This window comes from Streptomyces sp. WAC 04229 (assembly GCF_003947455.1).
GTDB lineage: Bacteria > Actinomycetota > Actinomycetes > Streptomycetales > Streptomycetaceae > Streptomyces.
This window is the reverse complement of record NZ_QHJH01000336.1, coordinates 1-3,785: the sequence shown is the minus strand read 5'-3', so window position 1 is coordinate 3,785 and position 3,785 is coordinate 1. Positions and strand designations below refer to the sequence as shown.

At 70.4% G+C, this 3,785-nt stretch carries 2 protein-coding genes; one reads left to right on the top strand and one right to left on the bottom strand.

Going from position 1 to position 3,785, the window contains the following annotated elements; genetic code table 11:
- On the bottom strand, nt 1–915 hold a 915-nt coding region (locus tag DMH12_RS37700; RefSeq protein WP_185832772.1), incomplete at its 3' end, for an MraY family glycosyltransferase.
- Between the two features lie 273 nt (nt 916–1,188).
- Here DMH12_RS37700 and DMH12_RS37695 point away from each other — a divergent pair.
- Nucleotides 1,189–3,471: a (Fe-S)-binding protein gene (locus DMH12_RS37695; protein WP_125495763.1), complete on the top strand. Its 2,283-nt coding sequence runs from the start codon at nt 1,189–1,191 to the stop codon at nt 3,469–3,471.
- Nucleotides 3,472–3,785: the final 314 nt, after the last annotated feature.

The following is a 3,785-nucleotide window of genomic DNA, read 5'->3' as shown; positions in this document are numbered from 1 at the left end:
GGGCATGGGCGGCAGGGGTGCCGGGACAGGTGGCCGGCCGGTGTGCACGAGCACACCCACGAGCACCGCGCCGCACGACGCCCCGCCCAAGACCACCGCGGCGCCCTGCGGAGTGAGCCCGAGCCGGCGCAGCCGGTGGACGAGACGGTCGGGCCCGCCCCGCAGCGGCGGCCGCCCCGCCAGCCGGCGCGAGAGCAGGACGAGTACGACGTCCAGGCAGACCGGCACGTTCAGCGCGAACAGCACCGCCGCGCCGCTCGCGGGCGCGTACCCCGCGCGGGTGAGCACGGCGGCCCCGGCCAGCAGAAACCCCGCGAAGAGCGCGCCGCACGCACCGAGCGCGATCCGCGCGGGATGCCAGTTGTGCAGCAGCAGTCCGGTCAGCGCGGCGGCCAGCGCGAGCAGCGCCACCGCCAGCCCGTCGCGCAGCTCAGCCGCGGCACAGGCGGCGACCCCGAAGGCGGTCACGACCCCCACCGTGCCGGCCACCCCGTCGGCGTGGTCGAGCCCCCGGAAGGCGGAGGAGACCAACGTGACCCATCCCACGGCGAGCACCCCGGCCACCGGCCCCGTCTCGCCGTACGGCACGACGCACGCCGCCGCGACGGCGGTACCGGCGACCACCCAGCGCCGCCGCAGCCGCCAGAGGTCGGCGGCGAGGCCCAGGAGGCCGACGGCGGACGCGCCCAGGAGCAGCCGGCCGGCCGCGGAGCCGAGCGGCACGACGCCGGTCCAGTCCCCGGCCCACGCGACCAGCGCGGTGACCAGGGCGACGGCCACCCCGCCGGATAGTGGGACCGGACGCCGGCGGCGCCGGTCGACGAGGCCGAGGGCGAGGGCGGGTGCGCGCAGCACCCCGGCGAGGAGAGCGGCGAGGAGAAAGGAGGCGGTGGCGGCGGCGATCCCGTAGAGCACGGGGATAAGCTATGCCGGATATCACGTTTTGATATGAATTGCCTTCCCAGTACGGCGTGGCGTCGGGGCGGTCGGCCGCCACCGGCCCGGTCGCCGGGCCGGTGGCGGCCGACCCGGTGGCCGGCTCCGGGTCAGGGTTGCCTCAGCGACGCAGATCACCGCACGCCCGACTACAGTGCGGCGGAGGATCGGGGTAGTCTCGGACGGACTGAATAAGTTACCGCTTAGTAATATCGATCCCCTCGCAACCTCGCAGGCCCGAGGAGCCCCCAAATGCAACTCGCCGCGATCATCGTGTCGCTGGTCCTGATCGTGGTCGGCGTCGCACTGTTCGGCCGCGCCGTCCTGCAGATCGTCAACTACATGCGGCTCGGACAGCCGGTGCCCGCCGGCACGCGGACCGACGATCCCGCAGCGCGCACCGTCACCGTGGTCCGGGAGTTCCTCGGCCACACCCGGATGAACCGCTGGGGCGTCGTCGGGGTGGCGCACTGGTTCGTGGCGGTGGGCTTCTTCTCCCTGCTCCTGACGATCGTCAACGCGGTCGGGCAGCTCTTCGAGGCGGACTGGATCCTGCCGGTCATCGGCGACTGGGCGCCGTACAACGTCTTCGTCGAGTTCATCGGCACCATGACGGTGCTCGGCATCCTCGTCCTGATCGTGATCCGCCAGCTGAGCAGGCCGGACAAGCCGGGCCGCAAGTCCCGCTTCGCCGGCTCCAACTTCGGCCAGGCGTACTTCGTCGAGGCCGTCATCCTCATCGTCGGCGTCTGCATCTTCATGCTGCACGCGCTGGAGGGCGCCCTCCACCACGTCGACGGCTACGAGGCGTCGTTCTTCATCTCGTACCCGGTCGTCTCCGCGCTCGGGAACCTGGACGTCTCCACCCTCCAGAACCTGGTCTACCTCTTCGCCGGCCTGAAGATCGCGACCTCGTTCATCTGGATGATCACCGTCGCCCTGAAGACCGACATGGGCGTCGCCTGGCACCGCTTCCTCGCCTTCCCGAACATCTGGTTCAAGCGCGACGCGAAGGGCGGCACCGCCCTCGGCGCCCTGCTGCCGATGACGTCGGGCGGCAAGCCGATCGACTTCACCGACCCCGGCGACGACGACACCTTCGGCGTCTCCCAGGTCGAGCAGTTCTCCTGGAAGGGCCTGCTGGACTTCTCCACCTGCACCGAGTGCGGCCGCTGCCAGTCGCAGTGCCCCGCCTGGAACACCGGCAAGCCGCTCTCCCCCAAGCTCCTGATCATGTCCCTGCGCGACCACGCGCACGCCAAGGCCCCCTACCTGCTGGCCGGCGGCGGCAAGACGATGGAGGGCGAGGAGAAGGCGTCCGAGGAGCAGCTCGCCTCGGTGCCCGCGGCGGCGCTCGCGGAGTCCGAGCGCCCGCTGATCGGCACCCTCGAAGAGAACGGCGTCATCGACCCGGACGTCCTGTGGTCCTGCACCACCTGCGGCGCCTGCGTCGAGCAGTGCCCCGTCGACATCGAGCACGTCGACCACATCGTCGACATGCGCCGCTACCAGGTCATGATCGAGTCGGCGTTCCCGTCCGAGGCGGGCACGATGCTCAAGAACCTGGAGAAGAAGGGCAACCCCTGGGGCCTGGCGAAGAAGCAGCGCCTGGAGTGGCTCAAGGAGCTGGACTTCGAGGTCCCGGTCGTCGGCAAGGACATCGAGGACCTCACCGAGGTCGAGTACCTCTACTGGGTCGGCTGCGCCGGCGCCCTGGAGGACCGCGCCAAGAAGACCACCAAGGCCTTCGCCGAGCTGCTGCACATCGCGGGCGTCAAGTTCGCGATCATGGGCGGCGACGAGAAGTGCACCGGTGACTCGGCACGACGCCTGGGCAACGAGCCGCTCTTCCAGGAACTGGGCATGGAGAACGTCATGTCCCTCAACGCCGCCTTCGGCGAGGAGATGGACGACGACGGCAAGGTCACCGAGGAGTCGAAGAAGCCCAGGTCGGCCAAGAAGATCGTCGCCACCTGCCCGCACTGCCTCAACACCCTGGGCAACGAGTACCCGCAGCTCGGCGGCGACTACGAGGTCATCCACCACACCCAGCTGCTCCAGCACCTCGTAGACGAGGGCAAGCTGCTCCCGGTCACCCCGGTCGAGGGCATCATCACGTACCACGACCCGTGCTACCTGGGCCGGCACAACAAGATCTACACGCCGCCGCGCGAGATCATCGCCGCCGTCCCGGGCGTCCGCAACGAGGAGATGCACCGCCACAAGGAGCGCGGCTTCTGCTGCGGTGCCGGCGGTGCGCGGATGTGGATGGAGGAGCGGATCGGCAAGCGCATCAACAACGAGCGCGTCGACGAGGCCCTGTCCCTCAACCCGGACATCGTCTCCACCGCCTGCCCGTTCTGCCTCGTCATGCTGACCGACTCGGTCAACGGCAAGAAGAACGACGGCAAGGCCAAGGAGTCCATCCAGGTCGTCGACGTCGCCCAGCTGCTGCTGGACTCCGTGAAGACCCCGGCCGACCCGGCGGGCGAGCCGGAGGCCGAGAGCGAGCCGACGCCGGAGCCGGTGAAGTAGCCGCCCCGCAGCCCCTTCCGCCGACACCCCCTGGTCCCGCCCGGACCGGGGGGTGTCGCCGTTTCATCGGGGGTGTCGCCGTGCGTCGAACACGTGCATCATTACTCGGTCGTTGTCGGTGCCACGGATGCACCGGTGACACGGATGCACCGGTGAAGCGGATTCAGACGGACGGGGTGAATGGTGCGCGTGCGAAGAAGCACCCAGGTCGGCACGGCGGCGGCCCTCGGCTGCGTGCTGCTCGGCGCGGCCGCCCGCGCCGCGGGCGGGGCGCGGCGGCTCAGTCGGCGACGGTCCTTCTCTCATACCTTCAC

Coding starts and splice junctions, on each gene's coding strand:
- DMH12_RS37695 (WP_125495763.1), top strand. CDS start 1,189: ATGCAACTCGCCGCGATCATCGTGTCGCTGGTCCTGATCGTGGTCGGC.